General features: G+C 72.4%; 15 protein-coding genes and 1 rRNA gene. 3 read left to right on the plus strand and 13 right to left on the minus strand.

What is annotated here, in order from left to right:
- Positions 1-86 precede the first annotated feature (86 nt).
- Positions 87-1712, plus strand: coding sequence for a PucR family transcriptional regulator (locus LRD69_RS05480; RefSeq protein WP_277325417.1), 1626 nt, complete (start codon positions 87-89; stop codon positions 1710-1712).
- Between the two features lie 73 nt (positions 1713-1785).
- Here the strand turns inward: LRD69_RS05480 and LRD69_RS05485 are convergent, their stop codons facing one another.
- The 6 genes from LRD69_RS05485 to LRD69_RS05510 form a co-directional block, all read right to left on the minus strand.
- Positions 1786-2883: a glycosyltransferase family 4 protein gene (locus LRD69_RS05485; protein ID WP_277325418.1), complete on the minus strand. Its 1098-nt coding sequence runs from the start codon at positions 2881-2883 to the stop codon at positions 1786-1788.
- Positions 2884-3049: 166 nt separating this feature from the next.
- Complete coding sequence (locus LRD69_RS05490) at positions 3050-3811, minus strand: hypothetical protein (RefSeq protein ID WP_277325419.1); 762 nt, start codon at positions 3809-3811, stop codon at positions 3050-3052.
- A gap of 81 nt (positions 3812-3892) precedes the next feature.
- Positions 3893-5638: a DNA repair protein RecN gene (gene recN, locus LRD69_RS05495; protein WP_277325420.1), complete on the minus strand. Its 1746-nt coding sequence runs from the start codon at positions 5636-5638 to the stop codon at positions 3893-3895.
- Positions 5639-5755: 117 nt separating this feature from the next.
- On the minus strand, positions 5756-6661 hold the full coding sequence (locus LRD69_RS05500) for an NAD kinase (RefSeq protein ID WP_277325421.1): 906 nt from the start codon (positions 6659-6661) through the stop codon (positions 5756-5758).
- On the minus strand, positions 6658-7473 hold the full coding sequence (locus tag LRD69_RS05505; protein ID WP_277325422.1) for a TlyA family RNA methyltransferase: 816 nt from the start codon (positions 7471-7473) through the stop codon (positions 6658-6660). The genes LRD69_RS05500 and LRD69_RS05505 overlap by 4 nt, the downstream gene beginning before the upstream one ends.
- 7 nt (positions 7474-7480) lie before the next feature.
- Positions 7481-7780: a hypothetical protein gene (locus tag LRD69_RS05510; RefSeq protein ID WP_277325423.1), complete on the minus strand. Its 300-nt coding sequence runs from the start codon at positions 7778-7780 to the stop codon at positions 7481-7483.
- A 42-nt stretch (positions 7781-7822) separates the two neighbouring features.
- Between LRD69_RS05510 and LRD69_RS05515 the strand changes: the two genes are divergently transcribed.
- Positions 7823-8170, plus strand: coding sequence for an SCP2 sterol-binding domain-containing protein (locus LRD69_RS05515; protein ID WP_277325424.1), 348 nt, complete (start codon positions 7823-7825; stop codon positions 8168-8170).
- A 168-nt stretch (positions 8171-8338) separates the two neighbouring features.
- On the opposite strand, the gene LRD69_RS05520 is transcribed toward LRD69_RS05515, so the two are convergent.
- From LRD69_RS05520 to LRD69_RS05535, 4 genes are all read right to left on the minus strand, one after another.
- Positions 8339-9157 (minus strand): ABC transporter ATP-binding protein, encoded by an 819-nt coding sequence (locus LRD69_RS05520; RefSeq protein WP_277325425.1) that lies wholly within the window; start codon positions 9155-9157, stop codon positions 8339-8341.
- 77 nt (positions 9158-9234) lie between these two features.
- The gene (locus tag LRD69_RS05525; protein WP_277325426.1) at positions 9235-10308 is read right to left on the minus strand and encodes an iron chelate uptake ABC transporter family permease subunit; all 1074 of its coding nucleotides are present in this window, start codon (positions 10306-10308) and stop codon (positions 9235-9237) included.
- The gene (locus LRD69_RS05530) at positions 10305-11276 is read right to left on the minus strand and encodes an iron chelate uptake ABC transporter family permease subunit (RefSeq protein ID WP_277325427.1); all 972 of its coding nucleotides are present in this window, start codon (positions 11274-11276) and stop codon (positions 10305-10307) included. Before LRD69_RS05530 ends, LRD69_RS05525 begins: the two co-directional genes overlap by 4 nt.
- Positions 11277-11518: 242 nt before the next feature.
- A complete protein-coding gene (locus LRD69_RS05535; protein ID WP_277325428.1) occupies positions 11519-12547 on the minus strand; it encodes an HAD hydrolase-like protein in 1029 nt (342 codons plus the stop codon).
- A gap of 73 nt (positions 12548-12620) precedes the next feature.
- Here LRD69_RS05535 and LRD69_RS05540 point away from each other — a divergent pair, with 73 nt between their 5' ends.
- On the plus strand, positions 12621-13898 hold the full coding sequence (locus LRD69_RS05540; RefSeq protein ID WP_277325429.1) for a DUF1015 domain-containing protein: 1278 nt from the start codon (positions 12621-12623) through the stop codon (positions 13896-13898).
- Positions 13899-13961: 63 nt separating this feature from the next.
- Here LRD69_RS05540 and LRD69_RS05545 read toward each other — a convergent pair whose 3' ends face one another.
- The 3 genes from LRD69_RS05545 to rrf form a co-directional block, all read right to left on the minus strand.
- Positions 13962-14636 carry a tetratricopeptide repeat protein gene (locus LRD69_RS05545; RefSeq protein ID WP_346771930.1) on the minus strand — a complete coding sequence of 225 codons (675 nt, stop codon included), beginning with the start codon at positions 14634-14636 and terminating at the stop codon, positions 13962-13964.
- Positions 14633-15946, minus strand: coding sequence for a hypothetical protein (locus LRD69_RS05550; protein ID WP_277329634.1), 1314 nt, complete (start codon positions 15944-15946; stop codon positions 14633-14635). Before LRD69_RS05550 ends, LRD69_RS05545 begins: the two co-directional genes overlap by 4 nt.
- A gap of 212 nt (positions 15947-16158) precedes the next feature.
- Positions 16159-16275: ribosomal RNA gene (gene rrf / locus LRD69_RS05555) — 5S ribosomal RNA — on the minus strand.
- Between the last annotated feature and the right edge of the window lie 78 nt (positions 16276-16353).

The following is a 16353-nucleotide window of genomic DNA, read 5'->3' on the forward strand; positions in this document are numbered from 1 at the left end:
ACGACGCCCGCACGCCATCCGGCCGGTACCTTCCTGGTCAGGGCGACAGCCCGGCCGAGCCGAACGGAAGCACGAGGCCTGAACCAGTGGAGAACCAAGGCGGAATCACCGTGCAGCGCGCCTTGGAGCTGCCGGGACTGCGCAGCGGACTCCCCGAGGTCATGGCGGGCGCGGACCGGCTCAGCCGTACGGTGCGCTGGGTGCACGCGGGCGAGGTCCCGAACATCGCCTCGCTGCTCAAGGGCGGCGAGCTGCTGCTCACCACCGGCCTGGGGCTCGGCACCCGGCCCGCCGAACAGCGCGCCTTCGTCCGCAGGCTCGCGGACCGCGGCATCGCCGCCCTGGTGGTGGAGCTCGGGCCGCGCTTCAGCAGGCTGCCCGCCTCGATCGTGGACGCCGCGCGGGCCGCCGGTCTCCCGCTCGTCCAGCTGCACCGCGAGGTGCCGTTCGTGACGGTGACCGAGGAGATCCACACCGAGATCGTCAACGGCCATTACGCCCTGCTGCGGCAGGCCGAGGACGTGCACCGGCGGTGCACGGAGGCGCTGCTCGGCGGTGGCGGGGTCCCACAGGTGCTCGGCATCCTGGCGGACTTCACCGCAAACCCGGTGTTCCTGGAGACGGCGGACGGCCAGCTCCTGTACGCGGCGGGCACCGGCGCCGCCCCGGCCTCGGCCGATCCGCTCCAGATCTGGGACGGGATGCGCGGCGGCCGTGAGGCCCGGGCAACGCCGCCCGCGGGCGCGGTGCTGGTGGATGTGCCGGGTGGCGGGCCGGGGTCCGGTTCGGTACGGGCCAGGCTGGTGCTGCTCGCCGTGTCCGGACCGCTGGTGACCGTGCACCGGATGGCGGCGGAGCGGGCGGCGGGCATTCTCGCCGTGGTGCTGATGCAGGCCCGCCAGGAGGAGGAGCTCGCCGCGCGTGGCCGCGGCGACTTCCTGACGGACCTCGCGGAGGGAAGGATCACACCGGAGGACGCGCCGGCGCAGGCCCGCGTACTGGGTTTCAGACCGGGCGAGGCACCCTTGCTGCCCGTGGTGATGCGGCTGGCCCCCGAACTGTCCCCGTCGGGCAACTGGGCGCTGCTGGCACGGGCGGTCCTGGAGGAGCTGTCGTCGGTGGGGGTGCCGGTACTGCTCGGTGTGCGGCCCGTGGAGGGCCGGGTGCCGCTGCTGCTGGGCCTGCGGTCCGAGACGGAGCGCACGGCGGTGGCCGACCGGGTCGCCGCGGCACTGCGGGCGGGCGTGGAGCGGGCCGGACTGGAACGGGCCGGCTCGTATCCGCCGGTCGTGGTGGTCGGCGTCGCGGGCAGCTGGGCGGCGGCCGGAGCGGGCCTGCGGCACGCGGCGGAGACGGCAACGGCCGCGCAGGGGCTCGGCGACCGGCCCTGGTACGACGCCCGGCGCCTGGACATCGACCTGTTGCTGTGGCGGCTGCGGGACCATCCGGACCTGGCGGCGTTCGTGGACCGGGCGATCGGCCCGCTCCGCGAGCACGACCGCACCGCGCGCCCCCCGCTGCTGCCCACGCTGGAGTCGTACCTCGCCCACGCGGGCCGCAAGGCGGAGACGGCACGCGAACTGCATCTGAACCGCCAGACGCTCTACAACCGCCTGGCCCGCATCGGCGAGCTGCTGGGCACGGACCTGGACGACCCGCAGACGGTCCTGGCCCTGAGCCTGGCCCTGCGAGCCCGCCGCCACATCCCGTGACACCGGCACTGTCGAGCCGGTCCGGCGGGTGAGAACGGAGCACCCGCCGGCCGCGCCCGGCGTCGCCTCGCCGTCACCGGCCCCGCGCCGCCGCCGACGGCTGGACCAACTCGTCGTACACACTGAGCACTTGCGCGATCGTGTCGTCCTCAGAAGGCCAGCCCGCCGCCTGCATCCGCCCCGCGGCGGCCAGCCGCTCCCGTGCCGCCGGATCCGCCAGCAGCCGCGCGACAACCCGCGCCGTCGCCTCCGCGTTCCCGTACGGCACGAGTTCGGCCGCATCCCCGACGAGTTCGGGCACCCCGCCCACCGCGGTGGCGACCAACGGCACCCCCAGCCGCAGCGCCTCCTGCGCAAGCACCGACCGCGCCTCCCAGCGGCTGGCCAGCACGGCCAGGTCGGCGACGGCGAGGAGTTCGGCGATGTCGTCACGGCTGCCGATCAGCCTCACGGGCAGATCCTCGTCCCGGATCCGCCGCTGCAGAGCGCCACGTTCGCGGCCCTCCCCCGCGATGACCAGCAGGGGTACGGGGTCGAGTTGACGCCACATCCGTGCCGCGTCGAGCAGTGTGCCGTACCCGTGGTGCGGTACGAGACTGCCGACGGAGACGATTAACGGGCGTTCCACCACACCGAGTTCGGCACGCACCTTGCTGTCGTGGAGCAGAACGGGACTCCCCGGCGCGGGAACGGCGACCGGCGCGAGACGAGCGTCACGTGCCCCCCGGCGACGGGCCCGGTCGACCAGATCCGACGACGCGCCGAGCACAACGGCCGCTGCACGGGCGGCCCTTCGCTCCAGTAGATGCAGCAACCGGCGGCGGGCACCCTCGGCGTGCGCCCGGGTGTGCCAGGTGAGGACCAGCGGTGTGCGCCGCCCGCCGAGCGCAAGACCGCTGCGTACGGCGGCGTGCAGTCCGTGCGCATGCACCACGTCCGCCCCCGCGCACGCGGCCCGCAGCGCGGCGACGGCGGCCGGGTCGCTGCGTCGCGGCACGGGGACGAAGCGGGCTCCCGTACCGGCGAAGTCGTACGCATGGTCCAGTTCCGCCGGGGCGCAGACGGTGACCTGCACCCCTCGTGCCACCAGCCCTGCGGCCAGCGAACCGACGTGAGCGCTGCTGCCCGCGCTGCCGCCGCCCAGGACTTGGACCGTACGCAGCTGTGACACGTTGAATGGCTCCCGGAGCTCCGGACTCGGCGGTGTGTGCACCGACAAGGATGCCAGTCCGTACGCACGTTCCGGGACGCTCGAGCCGTGGTACCGGTGTGCGCGGGGACAACCGGACGCGCGCCATCACCCGGACGGGTGAGGACAACGGTGCGATATTGCCGCGTCAACGCCCCGACAGCACCCGGGCGAGTCCACTGACCCGTTCGCCGTACACGGCTGCTGCCACCAACCCCGCCGCGTGGGCGACGAGTCCGGCCCGGCCGTTGCCCGCGACGATCGCGACACCGACGGCCGCGCCCAGGGCGTGCGCCCCGGTGTCGCCGATCATGGTGCGTTCCGCCCGCTCGTCCGCGGCGAGGGCCGCCACGGCTCCCATCGGCGCGGCCGCGAGCGCGCCCCGGGCCAGCCCCGGAGCCCCGAGCGCGAGCACGGTGGCGGTCGCGGCTCCGGGCCGCACGTCGGTGAGGTTGACGAGATGAGCGGCTCCGGCGATCACGACACCGGCGAGGAGGCGGTCGACGGGCCGGTCCTCGAGCAGCGCACCGGCGGCGAGCCCGGCGGCCCCGATACCGAAGAGTTTGACGGCGCCGCTGGTCACCTCGCCGTGGCGCAACGCGGTCAGATGGGCTCGGAACCCGCGGCGCGGATCGCCGGTCCCGGCGAAGTCGTCGTATGCGCCGCAGCCCCCGGCGGCCAGCACGGCGAGCGCGACAGCGGTCCGGGTCCGGGGCGGCAACGGGAGAACGGCGGCTCCGGCGACTGCACCGGCCACGGCCGCCGGGCCGGCGTACAGGTCGACGGTGCGGCCCGCGTGGTTGGTGCGCTGCCACTGCGGCTGCGGCCGGGCCCGAAGTATCCGGTAGGCCGCACCGGCGATCCCCGCGGCGACGGCGCCGGCGGCGGTCCTGCTGATCACTGCTCGCATCGGGCCAGGCTACGAACCCGGCCCCGGACCGAAGCGCGGGGGGCACCTGGGCGCGGCGCCACAGCAGGCCCGGGCCCGTCCCTACCCGTCCGCCCGCGCCGCGGCCAGCAGCTCCTCCGCATGCGCCCGGGCCGTCTCCGAGTCCTCCTGGCCCGCGAGCATCCGGGACAGCTCCCGTACCCGGTCCTCGCCCTCCAGAACCGTGACACCACTGCTGGTCACCGATCCGTCGACCGTCTTCTCGACCAGCAACTGCCGGTCGGCGAACGCCGCCACCTGCGGCAGGTGCGTGACGACGACGACCTGCGCGGACCTGGCCAGCTTCGCCAGCCGCCGCCCGACCTCGACGGCCGCCTTGCCGCCGACACCCGCGTCGACCTCGTCGAAGAGGTACGTGGGCACGGGGTCGGAGCCCGCGAAGACCACCTCGACGGCGAGCATCACCCGGGACAGCTCACCGCCCGAGGCGCCCTTGGCGATCGGCCGGGGCTGGGCGCCGGGGTGCGGGGCCAGCAGCAGTTCGACCTCATCGGCGCCGGACGGCCCGTAGACCACGCTCCGCCCGCCGATGTCGATACCGGACGCCTCGTCCGCCGCGTCGGTCTGCCGGATGTCGAAGGAGACCCGGGCGTGCGGCATGGCGAGCGAGGCCAGTTCCGCGGTCACCGCATCGGCGAAGAGCGCCGCCGCCGCGCTCCGCGCGTCGGTCAGCGCCTGCCCGAGACCGGAGAGTTCGGCCCGCAACGCGTCCCGCTCGGCCGTCAGCTCGCCGATCCGGTCGTCGTCGCCCTCCAGCTCGGTGAGCCGGGCGGCCCCGTCCTCGGCCCAGGCGAGCACGGCGGCGATGTCCTCGCCGTACTTGCGGGTGAGCCCGGTGAGCGCGGCGCGCCGTTCCTCGACCGCGGCCAGCCGCAGCGGGTCGGCGTCCAGCTGGTCGGCGTATCCGGCGAGTTCACCCGCCACATCGGCGAGCAGGATGGAGATCTCACCGATCCGGTCGGCGAGCGCGGCGAGCGCCGGGTCGTGGGCGCGGACGGCGTCCAGCGACCGCCCGGCGGCCGCGACGACGGTCGTGGCGTCGACGTCCTCCTGGTCCTCCGGGTTGCCCGCGAGCGCGGCGTGCGCGAGGGCGGCGGCGGAGGCGAGCGCTTCCGCGTGGCCGAGCCGTTCGGCTTCGGCGGCCAGGTCGGTGTCCTCGCCGGGGAGCGGTTCGACCGCGGCGATCTCGTCGAGCCCGAAACGCAGCAGATCCGCTTCCTGGGCACGCTCCCGGGCGCGCGTGGTCAGCTCGTCGAGCTCCGTGACCACGGTCCGCAGCCGCCGGTACGCCGCCGCGTACTTGGCGTGCGGCACGGCGACGCCGTCGCCCGCGTACCGGTCCAGGGCCTGCCGCTGCCGGGCGGGCTTGAGCAAGCCCTGCTGGTCGGTCTGGCCGTGCACGGCGACGAGCTCGTCCGCGAGTTCGGCGAGCACACCCACCGGCACCGACCTGCCGCCGAGATGGGCACGTGAGCGTCCCTCGGCGGAAACGGTACGGCTGATCAGCAGCGCCCCGTCGTCCAGCTCGGCGCCCGCCTCCTCGGCCCGTACGGCAGCCGCGTCACCGGCGGACACCGTGATCCGCCCCTCGACGACGGCAGCCTTGGCCCCGATCCGCACCAGCGCGGGGTCGGCACGCCCGCCGAGCAGCAGCCCCAGGCTGGTGACAACCATGGTCTTGCCCGCACCCGTCTCACCCGTCACCGCGGTGAAACCCGGTGACAGCTCCACCACCGCGTCGTCGATGACCCCGAGCGACCGTATCCGCATCTCCTCCAACACGGACACGACCTTACGAGGTCCGGGCCCCGGTGTGCGACGGGCCCCGGCCGCGAATTCACTCTCCCGTGAGCGGCGCGGCCACGAGCCGGCGTCCCCGCCGCGCTCGCCCGGCCCCCACGGCGGTCAGTGGGGCGCGCCCCGCCACCCCGACACCGGCAGCGCGAACTTCGCCACCAGCCGGTCCGTGAACGAGGCGTGGTGCAGCCGGGCCAGCCGCACGGGCACCGCACCGCGCCGCACCTCGACCCGTGCACCGGCCGGCAGTTCCACCGTCCTGCGCCCGTCGCACCACAGCACACCGTGCGGCGTGTGCGGCTGGACCTCGACGGCGAGCACCGAGGTCGGCGACGTCACGAGCGGCTTGGCGAACAGCGCATGGGCGCTGATCGGGACCATCAGCAGCGCCTCGACCTCCGGCCAGACGACCGGCCCGCCGGCCGAGAAGGCGTACGCCGTCGAGCCGGTCGGCGTCGCACAGACGATCCCGTCACAGCCGAAGCCGGTGACCGGCCTGCCGTCGATCTCCAGGACGACCTCGAGCATCCGCTCGGGTGACACCTTCTGCACGGCCGCTTCGTTGAGCGCCCAGTCGGTGTGGACGACGTCGCCGTTGCTGTGCACGAGGACGTCGATCGTCATGCGCTCCTCGACCGCGTACGCGCGGGTGACGACCCGGTCGACCACCTTGTCCAGGTCGTCGCGCTCGGCCTCGGCGAGGAAGCCGACCCGGCCGAGGTTGACGCCGAGCATCGGCACCCCGGAGGCCCGGGAGATCTCGGCGCCGCGCAGCAGCGTCCCGTCCCCGCCGAGCACGATCAGCAGCTCACAGCCGTCCACGGCCCCGGGTGTGGCGTCCTCCACCGTCTCCACGGACGGCGGGAGTGGCAGATCGGCGGCCTCCGCGGCGAGAACCCGTACACCGAGGCCGCTGCGCAGCAGCCCCTGCACGACGAGCTCCGCGCTGCGGATCGCGGCCGGCCGGCCGGTGTGCGCCAAAAGAAAGACAGTTCGTGCCGCATTCGTCGTCAACGAGGCCCCTCCGCCACTGCACGGTCGACATCCGCGGGATCCAGCTCAGGTGCTCCGGCCCGCAGCCACAGAAAGTACTCGACGTTGCCGGACGGCCCGGGCAGCGGGCTCGCGGTCACCCCGCGCACTCCCAGCCCCAGCGCCCAGGCCCGGCGCGCCACCTCCCGCACCGCTTCGGCACGCAGCTCCGGGCTGCGCACCACACCACCGCTGCCGAGCCGCTCCTTGCCGACCTCGAACTGCGGCTTGACCATCAGGACCAGATCCGCGTCGGAGGCGGCGCAGCGCGCCAGAGCGGGCAGCACGAGACCCAGCGGGATGAACGACAGATCGCCGACCACCAGGTCCACCGCCTTCCCGTCGATCTCCTCCAGCGTCAGTTCCCGCACGTTGGTACGGTCCTTGACGGTGACGCGTTCATCGGACTGCAGTGACCAGGCGAGTTGCCCGTAGCCGACGTCGACGGCGACGACATGGCCGACTCCGGCCCGCAGCAGTACGTCGGTGAAGCCCCCCGTCGACGCTCCGGCGTCCAGCGCCCGCCGCCCCTCGACCTCCAGCCCGAGGGGTACGAAGGCGGCGAGGGCGCCCGCCAGCTTGTGACCGCCTCGTGAGACGTACTCGGGGTCGCTGTCGTCCTTGATGACGACGACCGCGGCGCTGGTCTCGACCTGGGTGGCGGGTTTGGTCGCGGTGTTGCCGCCGACGGTCACCCGCCCCGCGGCGATCAGCTGGCTCGCGTGCTCGCGCGAGCGGGCGAGATTACGGCGTACCAGCTCGGCGTCGAGGCGGCGACGTGCCACTCCTGCCACGTTCGGTTCAGCTCCTGTTGTTGTACGAGGGCATCGGTGCGGGTACCGGTGCGGGTGCGGGCCGGGTGTCCAGCGCGGTCAGCGCATCGCGCAGCCCGCGGTGTACATCCTCGTACACCGCGATGTGTCCGTCCGCCGGGAGGTGGTCCGCATCGGCCAGCCGCTCCAGCCGGGCGTCCACCTCGGCGTTCCCGGTGGGGATGCGCGCGACGCCGAGGGGTGCGGGCGCGGCGGGGTCGGGGGCGGGCGCGGCCGTCCCCTCCTGCTCCCCGGGCACCGTCCCGGGCTCAGGCGTCAAGTCGCTCATGCGGAAACGCTACCGCGAAGGGCTGAGGTACCGTCGATCACGATGGCGACCATGGCGGAGTGCCGCAGCGCACTCGACAGACTTTCCGACCACCTCATGACGGCCGGGGGCGACGTGCGCAGCGCGGCTGCCCTGGACCGCTCGCTGAGCTGTCACATCAAGGACCTCGGGATCACCTTCACCGGCAGGCTCAGCGACGGCCGGATCCAGGTGCTGGACACGGTCGAGGGCCCACCGGCCGACAAGGCCGAGATCCGTCTCGCGATGACCGGGGACGACCTGGTGGCCATGGTGAACGGCGAACTGAACTTCGCGAGGGCCTGGGGCTCGGGACGAGTCCGCCTGGAAGCAGGCTTCAGGGACCTGCTGCGCCTCAGAGCGCTGCTGTAACTCCGGCCCTGGTGGTCCAGGGCACGGCGCACCCCCGAATCAGCCCCACGCCGAGCACACCCGAGCCCGTCGAGGGGGTCCCGCATGCCCTCGCGGCCATGGGGAGATCGAGGACGAAGCGTGCCCCCGGTGCCCCGCAACCCACCGCACGGCCGCGCCCGCCGCCGTTCAGGCACCCACCGAATCCACCACCCGCGCACGGCGCGCGCCCCGCGCAGCCGGCACCACCAACGGCGTCCCCGTCTCCGGATCGTCGATCACCTGACACCGCAGCCCGAACACCCGCTCCACGAGCTCCGCCGTCACGACGTCCCCCGGCTCGCCCTCGGCAATGACCTCGCCCTCGCGCATCGCGATCAGATGCGTGGCGTAGCGCGCGGCGTGGTTCAGATCGTGCAGCACGGCGACGAGGGTGCGTCCCCGCGCCTCGTGCAGCTCCGCGCAGAGGTCGAGGACATCGATCTGGTGCTGGATGTCGAGGTACGTCGTCGGCTCGTCGAGCAGCAGCAGAGGCGTCTCCTGGGCAAGTGCCATCGCGATCCAGACACGCTGCCGCTGCCCACCGGACAATTCATCGACATAGCGATCCGCAAGCTCGGAAACACCGGTGGACGCCATCGATTCCTCGACAATGCGTTCGTCCTGCGGGGACCACTGGCGCAGCAGGCCCTGGTGCGGATACCGGCCGCGTGCGACGAGGTCGGCGACCGTAATACCGTCCGGCGCGATCGAGGACTGCGGCAGCAGCCCCAGGGTCTTCGCCACCTTCTTCGCGGGCATCGCGTGGATCGACTGCCCGTCGAGCAGCACCTGCCCCCGGCTCGGCTTGAGCATCCGGGACAGCGCCCGCAACAGCGTGGACTTCCCGCAGGCGTTGGGGCCGACGATCACGGTGAACGAATTGTCGGGGATCTCGACCGAGAGGTTCTCCGCGATGACCCGCTGGTCGTAGCCGAGGGTCACCGAGTCCGCGGTGAGGCGCTGCATGGTCGTACTCCCGGAGTCGGTGGGAAGGGTCGTCGATGTACTGGCGTCATGGGGCGGATCCACCGCCGGGCGGGTCCTCATATCCGCCCCGCCTTGCGCTCGGTGACCAGCAACCACAGCAGATAGCAGCCGCCGAGCACCCCGGTGACGATGCCGACCGGCAGCTGTCGGTCGCCGAAGGCGTCCAACGCGATCCAGTCGGCCACGAGCAGCAGCGCCGCGCCCATGAAGGCGGCCGCCAACAGGTTGGGCCCCGGCGAGCGAGTGAGCCGGCGGGCCAGCTGCGGGGCGCTCAGCGAGACGAAGGTGATGGGTCCCGCGGCGGCCGTGGCGACGGCGACGAGGAACACGGAGCAGACCATGAGAACGAACCGGGTGCGTTCCACCCGTACGCCCAGGGCGTACGCGGCGTCGTCACCCATCTCCATCATGCGCAGCGCCCGCCCGTGCCCGAGCACCAGGGGAACGAGCAGTCCGCACACCGCCAGCAGCGGCCAGACCTGCGCCCAGTCGCGCCCGTCCAGCGAGCCGGTCATCCAGACGACGGCGCGGGTCGCGTCGACCAGGTTGGCCTTGGTGATCAGGTACTGGGCGGCGGCGGTGAGCATCGCGGCCGCTCCGATACCGACGAGCACCAGCTGGTAGCCGTGCACGCCGCGCTTCCACGCCAGCAGATAGACGGCGATCCCGGTCACCAGCCCGCCGGCCACCGCACCGCCCGCGACCGCCGCGGCCCCGCCCTGGAAGAGGACGATCACCGTCAGGGCGCCGACCGTGGCCCCCTGGCCGAAGCCGAGCACATCGGGGCTGCCGAGCGGGTTGCGGGAGATGGCCTGGAACACCGCGCCGCCGATTCCGAGCGACGCTCCGACCAGCAGCCCGACGAGGACCCGCGGGAGCCGCAGATCGGTGACGATGAACTCCTGCTGGAAAGTGCCGTGCCCGAACAGCGTGCTCACGACCTCGCCGGGGGTCATCGTGTAGTCGCCGCTGCCGATGAGCACGATCCCGGCCCCGGCCGCCACCGCGGCAAGCACCACGAGCACCACGGAAGCCCGGACATCCACCCGGAAGGAGAGACCGCCGCCGGTCCGCACGGCCCGCACCGACCGAGCCGCCCCCGCACTCTCCGCACGCTTCAAAGCCTTCACAGCTGGGCCATCCTCTTGCGACGTACGAGATGGATGAAGACGGGCCCGCCGAGCAGCGCGGTCACGATGCCGACCTGCAGTTCGGCCGGCCGGGCGATCACCCGCCCCACCACGTCCGCGCCGAGCAGCAGCACCGGCGACAGCACAGCCGCGTACGGCAGGATCCACCGCAGGTCGGGCCCGGTGAGCGCGCGCACCAGGTGAGGGACCATCAGCCCGATGAAGACGATCGGCCCGCAGGCGGCGGTCGCGGCTCCGCACAGCAGGGTGACGGCGAGCATCGCGAGGGCGCGGGTACGGACCAGGTGGGCGCCGAGCGCCCTGGCGGTGTCGTCGCCCATCTCCAGGGCGTTCAGCGGCCGGGCGATGAGCAGAGCGAGGACGACGCCGACGGCGATGAACGGCCACACCTTGCCGACCGTCTCCATGTTCGCCGAGGCCAGCGACCCGACCGTCCAGAACCGCAGCCGGTCGAGCGCGGCCGCGTCCAGGAGTTGCACGGCGTAGACGTAGCCGAACAGCGCGGCGCTGGCCGCGGTCCCGGCCAGCGCGAGCCGGACCGGCGTCGCCGACCGGCTGCCGCCGAGGAAATACACCACCACGGACACGACGGCGGCGCCGAGGAAAGCGAACCAGACGTACCCGGTCAGCGAGGTGACGCCGAGGAAGCTGATGGCGGACACGACGGCCGCCGACGCACCCGCGTTGACCCCCAGCAGTCCGGGTTCGGCCAGCGGGTTACGGGTCAGCGCCTGCATCACCGCACCGGCGAGGCCGAGCGCGCTGCCGACGATCAGCCCGAGCACGGTCCGCGGAATGCGCAAGTCCTGTATGAGGACGTCGCCATGGGTCCCCGAGGCATGGAACAGGCCGTGCCAGACATCGGCGAGCGGCAGCGCCTTGGCGCCGATCGCGATGCTCGTGAGACAGACCAGCGCCAACGCGAAGACGGCGAGCACCAGCCCCACGGCACGTATCGCGGGGCGCCCTGGGGACGCGGATTTCGCCGGCGCGGCTATCGGACCTGCGCTCGGCTCCGGCGGACTCTCAACCAACACGAGGTTAGGTTAGCCTACCCTCCAAAGTTGTCGACCCGTCGGATCCCCCACGCACAACACAGCGCCGGTTGCGCCCGATTCGTCCCGTGCGGATCCGCCCACCCGGCGAACTCCCGGACGCGCCCGCCGAGTAGCGGATCCCGGACGCTGTCCTACAGCCCGAGCCTGGCGACCGCCTTCCCCGCATCCAGCCCGCAGGCACCCTCGCCCGCGTACGACCAGGCGGCCCCGCACAGCGCCCGCAGCCCGTCGAGCACGTCCCCGTCGCCCTCCAGCACCAGCTCATCGCCGCGCACCGCCGCCGTCCAGCCGCCGCAGCCGAACGCACCACCGGATCCGGTCACCGCGGGCTGGCCGGTCAGCAGTCCCCGCAGGTCCGCATCGACATAGGTCGGCCGGTGCCTGGGCTCGGCCGCCACCAGCTGCGCCGCGTCCGTCACCCCGGTGAGCACGAGGAGCGAGTCCACGCCGCCGTTGAACGCACCCTCGATGTCCGTGTCCAGCCGGTCCCCCACCACCAGCGGCCGCTTCGCGCCGGTCCGCAGCACGGTCTCCCGGTGCATCGGAGGCAGCGGCTTCCCGGCGACCTGCGGCTCGGCACCGGTGGCGAGCCGCACGACCTCGACCGCCGCACCATTGCCCGGCGCGATCCCCCGCGCACTCGGAATCGTGAGATCGGTGTTGGACGCGAACCACGGCACCCCACGGGCAATCGCGTACGAAGCCTCCGCGAACCGTCCCCAGGTCATGTCGGGACCGCCGTACCCCTGTGCCACCGCCACCGGATCGTCGTCCGCCGACTCCACCGGCACCAGGCCGCGCTCGACCAGCGCGACCCTCAGCCCCTCTCCCCCGACCACGAGCACCCGCGCCCCGGCAGGCAGCTGATCCGCCATCAGCCGGGCCACCGCCTGCGACGAGGTGATCACATCGGCGGGCTCGGCCGGCACCCCGAGTTCGGTCAGGTGCTCGGCGACCGCGGCCGGGGTGCGCAGCGCGTTGTTGGTCACATACGCGAGATGCATCCCGCCGTCCCGCGCGGCAATCAGCGAGTCGACGGCATGGGCGATCGCAAGGCCACCCGCGTACACCACCCCGTCGAGGTCGAGCAGAGCCGTGTCGTACGCCTCGCTCAGCGCGGTGCTGCTCCCGCTCGGCCTGGTCCTGCTCGCCTGACTCATATTTTCTGCGCTCCTCATTGCATGCTTCTCCCCCGATCATCGCTCATCGCCGCAACGCACATACGATGCAGAAATGAACACACCAGGTCCCACTGGCCAGGGACTGCGCCTGATCCCGTTCCGTGGACTGCGCTACGTCCCCGAGCGGGTAGGCAGTCTTGCCGCGGTGACCTCACCGCCGTACGACGTCGTCGTGCGCCCCGACGGGCTGCACCACCTGGAATCCGCGGACCCGTACAACATCGTCCGGCTGATACTGCCGCAGGCCGACACGGCCGCCGCACGCAACGAGCAGGCCGCCGAGACCCTGAACCGGTGGCTCGCCGAGGGCATACTCGCTCCCGAGCCCGAGCCGGCCCTCTACGTGTACGAGCAGCGCAACGGGGAGACTCTGCAGCGCGGCATCGTCGGTGCGCTGGCGCTCTCCGCCCCCGCCGACGGCATCGTCCTGCCGCACGAGGACGTGATGGCCCACGTCGTCGAGGAGCGGGCGAACCTGATGCGGTCCACGGCGGCCCATCTCGAGCCGCTGCTGCTCACCTATCGCAGCGAGGGCCGTGCGACGGGTGTCACCGCCGTCATCGAACGGACCATCCACCGGCCGCCGCTGCTCGCCACCACCACGGAGGACGGCTACAGCCACCGGCTCTGGGCGGTCACCGACCCGGCCGACCGGTCCGAGATCGCATCCGATCTCGCCCGCCACCAGGCGCTCATCGCCGACGGTCACCACCGCTGGGCCACCTACCTCCGGCTCCAGCAGGAACACACCGCCCCCGGCCCCTGGGACTTCGGTCTGGTCCTCCTCGTCGACACGGCGCGCTACCCGCTCCGGGTCCGCGCCATCCACCGGCTGCTGCACGGTCTCCCGGTCGCCGACGCACTGGCCGCGCTCAACGGCGCCTTCCGCGTCCAGGACGTCGAGGGACCGCTCCCCGCCGCGCTCGACGCCCTCGCCGGGGCGGCCGCCGAAGGCAACGCGTTCCTGCTCGCCGGCGACGGCCGTTTCCACCTCGTCGACCACCCCGACGAAGCGCTGCTGGCCCGAACGATTCCGGCCGACCGTCCACTCGCCTGGCGCACACTCGACGCGACGGTCCTGCACGCGACCCTTCTCGAGCACGTATGGCAGATCCCCGACACCCCGGAGCGCATCGCGTACATACACGACGCGGCGGCAGCCGTGGAACAGTCCGAGCGCAACAACGCCACCGCGGTCCTGATGCATCCGGTGCGCGAAGAAGTCGTCCGGGAGCTGGCCCAACAGGGCGTCACCATGCCCCGCAAGTCGACGTCGTTCGGCCCCAAGCCTGCCACGGGCCTGGTCCTGCGCAGCCTCACTCTCGACTGAGGCCGGAGAACAAAAAAAGAAGAGGGCGGCACCCCTGCCGGGATGCCGCCCTCTTCTCATGCCTTACGCCTGGTCGGCCGGGCCTTCGCCGTCGACGTCAGCATCGGCAGCGTCATCGTCGTCGAGAGCGTCGACGAACTCGACACCGTCCAGCTCCGCGAGCCGGTCCGACGCATCGGTGGAGCCGTCCTTGTCGGCCTCCACGGTCTTCGCGAACCACTCGCGCGCCTCGTCCTCGCGCCCTGCGGCCAGCAGCGCATCCGCGTACGCATAGCGCAGTCGCGCCGTCCACGGGTGCACGGCGTTCGAGGCCAGCTCGGAGCTCTGCAGGGTGACGATGGCGGCATCGATCTGCCCCATGTCCCTACGGGCCCCGGCTGCCACGAGCCGCATCTCGACCTGTCCGGCCTTGTCCAACTTCTGCACCTCGGGCTCGCCGGCCATGGCCATCGCCCGCTCGGGCCGCCCGAGCCCACGCTCGCAGTCGGCCATGACGGGCCACAGCTCCACGGAACCGGTCATCCGCTTCGCCGCCCGGAACTCGGCCAGGGCCTCCGAGTACTTCTGCGTCGCGTACGCGGCAAAGCCGGCCGCCTCACGCACGGCAGCCACCCGCGAGGCCAGCCGCAGCGCGATGCGCGAGTACGCATACGCCTGCTCGGGGTCCTCGTCGATAAGGCGGGCAACCATGACGAGGTTCCGGGCAACGTCCTCGGCCAGGGTCTTCGGCAGGCTCAGCAGCTCCTGGCGCACGTCCTTGTCGATCTCGTCGCCAGTGACGTCGTCGGGGATCGGAAGCCGCTTGATCGGCTCGCGGTCCCGGTCGTCGCGCCGCTCGAAGCCCCCACGGTCGTCCCGCCCGCGGTAGCCCCCGCGATCACGGTCGTCCCGCTGCCCGCGGTAGCCACCGCCGCCACGGCTGTCGTCGTCGCGACGCGGCCCACGCGGCCGGTCGTCACGACGCTCGAAGCCACCACCGGGACGCCCACCACGCTCGTCATCACGACGCGGCGCACGATCGTCGCGGGGGAACCTGCCACCACCGGAGCCACCACGGCTGTCGTCGCGGCGGAAACCACCGGAACGGTCGTCCCGCCGGAAGCCGCCCCGGTCACCACCGCTCGTGGGCCGGCTGTCGTCACGACGGAAGCCGCCACCACCGGAGCCACCACGACTGTCGTCACGACGGAAACCGCCACCGCCGGAGCCACCACGACTGTCGTCGCGGCGGAAGCCGCCACCACCGGAGCCACCACGACTGTCGTCGCGGCGGAAGCCGCCACCGCGACTGTCGTCGTCGCGACGCGGCCCACGCGGCCGGTCGTCACGACGCTCGAAGCCACCACCGGGACGTCCACCACGCTCATCATCACGACGCGGCCCACGGTACCCACCACGCTCGTCATCACGACGCGGCGCACGATCATCCCGACGGAAACCGCCACCGCCGGAGCCGCCACGGCTGTCGTCGCGGCGGAAGCCGCCACCGCGACTGTCGTCGTCGCGACGCGGCCCACGCGGCCGGTCGTCACGACGCTCGAAGCCACCACCGGGACGCCCACCACGCTCATCATCACGACGCGGCGCACGATCATCCCGACGGAAACCGCCACCGCCAGAGCCACCACGGCTGTCATCGCGACGGAAGCCGCCACCGGAGCCACCACCACGACTGTCGTCACGACGGAAGCCGCCACCGGAACCGCCACCACGACTGTCATCGCGACGCGGCCCACCACCGGAGCCACCACCACGACTGTCATCACGACGCGGCCCACCACCGGAACCGCCACCACGACTGTCGTCACGACGGAAGCCGCCACCGGAGCCACCACCACGACTGTCGTCACGACGGAAGCCGCCACCGGAGCCACCACCACGACTGTCGTCACGACGCGGCCCACGATCACGGTCACGGTCACGGTCGTCGCGACGGAATCCGCCCCGGTCGCCACTGCTCGTCGGCCGGCTGTCGTCACGGCGGTAGCCACCACCGGAGCCACCACCGCGGCTGTCATCACGGCGCGGTCCACCGGACCGGTCGTCACGACCACCTCGGAAGCCGCCCCGGTCACCACCGTCCCGGCGACGCGGCTCGCGCTCCGAACGATCGTCGGGAGAGTTGGTGGACATGGGTGGAACTCCTGTCTTCGGGTACTACATACATTCTCGCGCAGCCGGACACCCGACGCGCTTCGGCAAAAACAAAAGGACCCTTGGTCCCAGCGTGAACGCTGGGACCAAGGGTCCTTGAAAGATTGTTCGGCGGCGTCCTACTCTCCCACAGGGTCCCCCCTGCAGTACCATCGGCGCTGAAAGGCTTAGCTTCCGGGTTCGGAATGTAACCGGGCGTTTCCCTAACGCAATGACCACCGAAACCCTATCGGGTTCTAGCGAACAAGCACACTTTTCAATTAAGTAGTGAAGCTGTTCAACCGGTGCGACTGTTCGCAAC

It is taken from the genome of Streptomyces sp. JH14, from assembly GCF_029428675.1.
In the GTDB taxonomy this organism is placed as follows: domain Bacteria; phylum Actinomycetota; class Actinomycetes; order Streptomycetales; family Streptomycetaceae; genus Streptomyces.